This is a genomic window from Vibrio sp. 1288 (assembly GCF_033344475.1).
The window spans coordinates 1-644 of sequence record NZ_JAWPOX010000651.1 but is presented as its reverse complement, the minus strand read 5'-3'; the positions used below and the strand labels follow the sequence as shown (position 1 = coordinate 644).

Annotated in this window: 1 protein-coding gene and 1 pseudogene; one reads left to right on the top strand and one right to left on the bottom strand. The window is 45.8% G+C overall.

The window, feature by feature from the left end:
- Nucleotides 1-234 (bottom strand): carbon starvation CstA family protein (locus R8O11_RS28565; protein ID WP_318195038.1); only part of this gene is annotated, 234 nt, incomplete at its 3' end.
- 273 nt (nucleotides 235-507) lie between these two features.
- Between R8O11_RS28565 and R8O11_RS28560 the strand changes: the two are divergent.
- Nucleotides 508-644: pseudogene (locus R8O11_RS28560) on the top strand (DUF2799 domain-containing protein); the annotation flags it as partial.

The window sequence follows — 644 nt, the reverse complement described above, 5'->3', positions numbered from 1 at the left end:
TGGGCCGTAAAGTGCACCCATGATTGGGCCAAAGATAGGACCTACACCAGCGATGTTAAGTAGCTGAACTAGGTAAACCTTCTTTGTTGACATTGGAACAAAGTCAACACCATCCGTTTTGGTGTGTGCAGGGGTTTGGCGTTTCTCATTGATGCCGAAAATTTTCTCAACGAAAGCGCCGTAGATGAAGTATCCGCCGATGAGGGCAGCGACACAAGTTAGAAACCACATCATAGCAATTGTCCTTGGTTGGGTAGGGTAATTTTTTAATTTCAGGGTGCATGTTATGCGGCACTTGTGTTAAATGCATTCGCTTAGTAGATGAGTGGTCGAATACAGTAGCGAGTGGTCGATATACCGATTGAGTGGTTTGTGATGCTAGTGAGTGGCGCGTTTTATCATTAAGTGGTTTAACGGCAGCGTGAGTGGCGAAATCTGGGTGTTGAGCGGCAGATTCAGAGAATTAGTGATAAGCTTGTTTTGAAAACAATCAGTTAAGGAAGAGTTATGAAAAAAGCGACGTTGGGGTTGGCGCTGGTATTATTGGCTGGGTGTGCTGCAACCACGGAAGATCTCGCCAAATCGGGTGATTGGTATCAGATTGGTTATCAAGATGGCATCGCAGGGCACACTTCTCGTAGTGT